A 5,417-nucleotide genomic window follows, 5' to 3' on the forward strand; every position below is an offset into this window, starting at 1 on the left:
GCCAGTTGCGAGCCGGCGACGGCGCCGATGGCGGCGCCCAGCAGGCCGCCGGTCGTGGCGCGCTGGCGCTGATCCCGCGCGCAGGGATCGTAGTAGGTTCCCTGGCTGTAGCCGTTGTTGCTGTAGCCATAGGCGGGCGGGTAGTCATAGCCGTAGCTTTGGGCCGAGGCGATGCCGGGCAGGGCGACGGCCGAGGCGCAGGCCAGGGCGGCGATGGCGGCGGCCGAGGCTTTTTTCGAGATGAGAGCGATCATCGTTTTTTCCTTCGACGGATGCCGCACCTGAACGGATCAGGTCGCCGTCTGTTACAGCCATTGATAGGGCCGTGAAGCTGAACGGCTTTTGATCGCCTCGTTCATCTTCGTTCATGTTTCGATTTTCGCGCGGAAGCCGTTAGAAGCCGCTGCATGACGCAGACGCTGACCATCGCCCGCATGGGCCATCAGGGCGACGGGATCGCCGATACCGCCAACGGCCCGGTCTTTGTACCCGGCGCTCTGCCGGGCGAGGTGATCGCCGCCGAGGTCAAGGACGGACGGGCCGAACGGTTCGATCTGATCGAGGCCAGCCCCGACCGCCGCGCGATCCATTCCCAGACCTATGCCGAGTGCGGGGTCGCGCCGCTGCAGCATTGGGCCGACGAACCTTATCTGGCCTGGAAACGCGAGGTGGTGCTCCAGACCCTGGCGCGCGAGGGGCTGGAAACCGAGGTCGAGGTGACGGTGGCGACGCCGCTGGCCAGCCGCCGTCGTTTGGCGCTGCACGCGCGGCAGGGCCCGGACGGCCGCGTTGTTCTGGGGTTCAAGGCGCGCAAGTCGTGGCGGGTGGTCGAATTGACGGACTGTCCATTGTCGGACCCGCACCTGACGGCGGCTCTGCCCGCCCTTGCCAAGGTTGCGGCCCCGTTCCTGGGCCATCCGAAATCGGCGCCGACCCTGCACGTCACCCTGACCGACACCGGTCTGGACGTCGATGTGACGGGGGTCGAGAAACGTTCGGGCGGCCTGAATGGAGACCAGCTGGCTCTAGCCATCGCGGCGGCGGCCGAGGCCGATCTGGCGCGGCTCAGCCTGGACGGCGACACGCTGGTCATGGCGCGCCAGCCGCGCGTGCGTTTCGGACGCGCGTCCGTGCCCTTGCCGGCGGGCGGTTTCCTGCAGGCGTCGCCGGCTGCCGAAGCGGCCATGGTCGAACGCGCCGTCGAGGCGGTGAGGGGGGCCAAGAAGGTCGCGGACCTGTTCTGCGGGGCGGGCACGTTCACCTTCCCTTTGGCCGAAGTCGCCAGCGTGACGGCCGCCGATTCCGCCGCAGGCTCCATCGCCGCCCTTAAGGCGGGCCTCAGCACGGCTCAGGGCCTGAAGGGGATCGAGGCCCAGGCGCGCGATCTGTTCCGTCGTCCGTTGTCGCCCTATGACCTGAAGGGCTGCGAGGCCATCGTGCTGGACCCGCCGCGCGCGGGCGCTCTGGAGCAGACGCAGCAACTGCTGGGGACGAAGGCGTCGGTCGTCGTCGGGGTGTCATGCAATCCCCAGACCTTCGCCCGAGACGCGCGCGTTCTGGTCGACGCCGGCTTCCGGCTGGAGAAGGTCACGCCCATCGACCAGTTCATCTGGTCGACGCACATCGAACTGGTCGGCGTTTTCCGACGCTAGATGCGATCAGGTCGAACGGATCAAGGATGATCGAGGGCGTCGGCCATTCGAGACGTGAAGTCAGCCTGGCTGTGAACGTCGTTGTGGCCGGCGTCGGTGAAGACCAGGTGATCGACAGATCGTCCCTTGGCCGTCAGCGCCTGGGCCAGGCGGCGGCTCAGGACGGGGGGCAGCACCGTGTCGCGCCCAGCTTCCAGAACGATGATCCGGCCGGGATAGTCGGCGAGGGTCGAAGGAATGTCGACTTCGGCCAGGGGCGGGGCCAGGCGCACGCGGATCAGAAACCGTTTCCAGCCCAAGGTCTCCTGCATGACGGCGTTGGCTGACGGCGTCGTCGTTTCCAATACCAGAACGTCGGCCCTGGCGTTCACTGCCCCCTCTGCGCAGACGGTTCCGCCGAGTGAGTGCCCCCACAGGATCAGCCGTCGCTGCTCGCGATCGGCTATCGCCCGCGCATGAGCGGCCATGGCGGCGACAGCCGCCTTCATGGAGGCGATGTCGGACGCGCCGGTCGAGGCGCCGTAGCCGGGATAATCGAACAGCAGAACGTCGCCGAAAGCCGCGAGTTGTCCGCCCACCAGTCCTCCATAGGCCGATTGCCGGAACATGTTGCCGCCGCAGAACAGGATCAGCGGCGCCTGATCGCCCTTCGCGGCGGACAGTCGGGTCGTGGCCAACTGGCCGCCGGCATACGGGAGGATCAGGGTCTGCGCCGATGGCGGCATGGCCGGACCGGGCGTGAGCTCGATCTTCTCGGCTGCGATACGCGCATCGGGGTAGAGGAAGGCGTTCTCCGGCACGTTGACGGAACAACCGGCGGCGCTGATGGCCGCAGCTGTGACGATGATCATCCGGCTTCCGCGCATGGAGATGGTCCTCACCTGGCCTGCTGAAAGGTCATCCTAGGCGGCGTCAGGCGGGAATGTCGAATAGGTCAAGCTGCGGTCGGGCGTCGGCGGGAACGCGGAACTGGGTGAGGTCTAGCGCCTGGCGCGGCGTGTCCAGACCATAGCGCCTGGCCGCCGCTCTGAAGCGTGTGGCGATCAGTTCGGCGACGGGGCCGGTTCCCTTCATGCGCTGGGACCAGTCGGGGTCGTAATCCTTGCCGCCGCGCGTCTGGCGAATCAGGGACATGACGCGCGCGGCGCGGTCGGGACGGGCGTCGGCCAGCCATTCGCGGAACAAGTCCTTGATCTCCAGCGGCAGGCGCAGGGTCACATACATGGCCGAGGTCGCGCCGGCCTTCTGCGCCGCCTCCAGCACGGCTTCCAGTTCATGGTCGTTCAGGCCGGGTATGACGGGGGCGAAGCCGACGCCGACCGGGCATCCTGCGTCAGCCAGGCGACTGATCGCCTCCAGCCGCTTGGCGGGCGTAGAGGCGCGCGGCTCCATCGCCCGCGCCAGCTTGCGGTCCAGGGTGGTGATGGAGACGAAGGCCGAGGCCAGACCTCGCTTCCCCATGTCGCCCAGGATGTCGGCGTCGCGCGCGATCAGCACCGACTTGGTGATGATGCTGAACGGGTGGTTGAAGCGCTGCATGACCTCCAGGATCGAACGGGTCGAATGCGTTTCGCGCTCGACCGGCTGATAGGGATCGGTGTTGCCGCCTATGTGGATGCGCCGGCAGACGTATCTGGGCTTTGAGAGCTCCTGTTCCAGCAGACGCGCGGCGTCCGGCTTGAAGAAGATCCGGCTCTCGAAATCCAGGCCCGGGGATAGGCCCATCCAGGCATGGGACGGACGGGCGTAGCAGTAGATGCAGCCATGTTCGCAGCCCTTGTAGGGGTTGATGGAGCGATCGAAGCCGACGTCGGGACTCGTGTTCTTGGCGATGATGGTGCGGGCGTGTTCCGGGGACAGGGTGGTGCGAAGCGGGGCCGCCGCCTCGTCCTGATCCGTCCAGCCGTCGTCGTAGGCCTCGCGTCGATCGGCTTCATACCGACCCGAGGCGTTGGAGCGTGCGCCGCGTCCGTTGATCGCCTTACTCATGTCCGCAGGATGCGGAACGAAGAAGAACAAATCAAGAACAAAATGGACGAGAGAGCAAGACCGGCTTTTAGCCAGCCTTGCTTGCGTTAGCGCCGGGTGGCGGCGTTGGGACGACGGTCGCCGCGATCGCCGCCGGGACGCGGGCCTTCACGACGCCAGCGGACCGACAGGGCGGTATCGCCTTCGCCGCCGAACTTGGAGGTGATGGCCAGGTTGCGGCGGACCTGCCACTCCACATTGACGGCTGCGCCGCGCTCGGCCCCGCCGATGACCTCCAGATAGATGTCGTCGGTGATGTAGCGCCCGCCCGCGACGGTCAGGCTGGAAGCCTCGCCGCTGAAGGACAGACGGTCCAGACCGGCCAGTTCGCGCAGGTTGCCGACCACATCGAAGCCGCCGCCGCCCGCCAGGGACGCCACGGCCGAGGCCAACTGCGCCGCTTCGAACGGCGACAGTTGGGCCGCCGAACGTCCGAACAGCACCTGCGACAGGATTTCGTCCTGGGGCAGGTCGGGCGTGGAGGTCAGCTCGATCTTGGGCGAGACGGCGGTGCCCGTGACCTTGATCACGGCGGTCAGGGCCGGGTCTTCGCGGACGGCTTCCAGGTTCAGGCGGATGCGCGCGGGATCGGTGGACAGGATGACCGAGCCGCGATCATTGAAGACGAAGCGCTTGCCCGCGAACTCATAATCGCCGCGCACCACATTGGCCGTGCCGCTCAGTTCGGGCTGGGTGATGGTGCCGCGCACGCGGGCGTCGGCGCGCAGCTCAACGTTCAGGCCCCGGCCGCGCAGGTAGATTTCGCGCCCGGTCAGCGTCAGGTCCAGACCGATCTGCGGGCCGGTTGCGGCCTTCTTCTCGGTCTCGACGGTGTCGCCGCCGGGACGATTGATCTCGACCACGTCCATTTTGACGATGCCGGTGGAGCCGGGCAGGTCGGGCGAAATCTCGGCCTCGTCGATGTTCACATTGCCGGTCAGGCGGATGTTGCCGTCGGCGCCGCGCACGGCGGTCAGGCGACCGTTGGCCCGCGCCTTGGCGATGTCGTTGTCGATGATCTGGAAGCGCGCCAGCTCCAGCCGCAGGGTCGAGGGCGAGCCCTGACGCAGGCCCAGGTCGCCGCTGCCGGACACCTCGCCCTTTATGCCGTCTGTGGCCTGGAAGCGTTCGATTACGGCCTGGCTGTCGTTGAAGCGGCTGGCCAGGGTGATGTTCTCAAGGCGCAGGCCTGTTGTTCCGTCACGGAACGCGCCTTCGTTCAGGTCCAGCCGTCCGTTCAGGCGTGGCGCGTTCAGGGTGCCGGCCAGGGTCGCCTGGCCGTTCACCTGACCCGACAGCGATTGAGCGCCGCCCAGGAACAAGTCCCAGATGGGCTGAATCTGGCCGCGAATGGCGATCTGACCCGACAGGTTTTCGGTTCGGGCGATGGCCAGACGCAGGGGCGCGGCCGAGGTCTCGACCGGCAAGGTGACGTCGGCGGTAGCCTGAACGGCCGTGCCGTTGTGGGCCTCGGCGCGCAGGCGCAGGGCGTCGCCCGTCAGGTCGGCGTTCAGCGTGCCGTCGACGGCCAGGCCGCGCGGCGCGTCCAGACTGCGCAGTTGCTTGAGGTCGACATTGGCGGAGCCGCGCAACGTGTCGCCCTGTCCCTGCATCGAGACGCGGCCCGTCACCTGACCGCGCAGGTCGGGGACGAGCGAGCCCATTTCGACATTGGTCATGTCGGCCTGGATGACGCTGCCCTCGCTGTCCTGTTTCAGTTCGCCGGTCAGGACGCCG

The 5,417-nt window shown here is 67.5% G+C and carries 4 protein-coding genes and 1 pseudogene; 1 reads left to right on the plus strand and 4 read right to left on the minus strand.

The annotated features are described in order from the left end of the window. A pseudogene (locus RT567_RS13075) lies at positions 1–254 on the minus strand (hypothetical protein); the annotation flags it as partial. 153 nt (positions 255–407) lie between these two features. On the opposite strand from RT567_RS13075, the gene RT567_RS13080 reads away from it, so the two are divergent. Further along, a complete protein-coding gene (locus RT567_RS13080) occupies positions 408–1,652 on the plus strand; it encodes a class I SAM-dependent RNA methyltransferase (protein ID WP_313576747.1) in 1,245 nt (414 codons plus the stop codon). A gap of 20 nt (positions 1,653–1,672) precedes the next feature. Here RT567_RS13080 and RT567_RS13085 read toward each other — a convergent pair whose 3' ends face one another. From RT567_RS13085 to RT567_RS13095, 3 genes are all read right to left on the minus strand, one after another. Then, positions 1,673–2,503: an alpha/beta hydrolase gene (locus RT567_RS13085; RefSeq protein WP_313576748.1), complete on the minus strand. Its 831-nt coding sequence runs from the start codon at positions 2,501–2,503 to the stop codon at positions 1,673–1,675. Positions 2,504–2,564: 61 nt separating this feature from the next. Then, entirely contained in the window at positions 2,565–3,641 is a 1,077-nt protein-coding gene (locus RT567_RS13090) for a PA0069 family radical SAM protein (RefSeq protein ID WP_313576749.1), read from the minus strand. An 86-nt stretch (positions 3,642–3,727) separates the two neighbouring features. Beyond that, the coding region (locus RT567_RS13095; protein WP_313576750.1) for a translocation/assembly module TamB domain-containing protein at positions 3,728–5,417 on the minus strand (1,690 nt) is incomplete at its 5' end.

This window comes from Brevundimonas sp., from assembly GCF_032107865.1.
In the GTDB taxonomy this organism is placed as follows: domain Bacteria; phylum Pseudomonadota; class Alphaproteobacteria; order Caulobacterales; family Caulobacteraceae; genus Brevundimonas.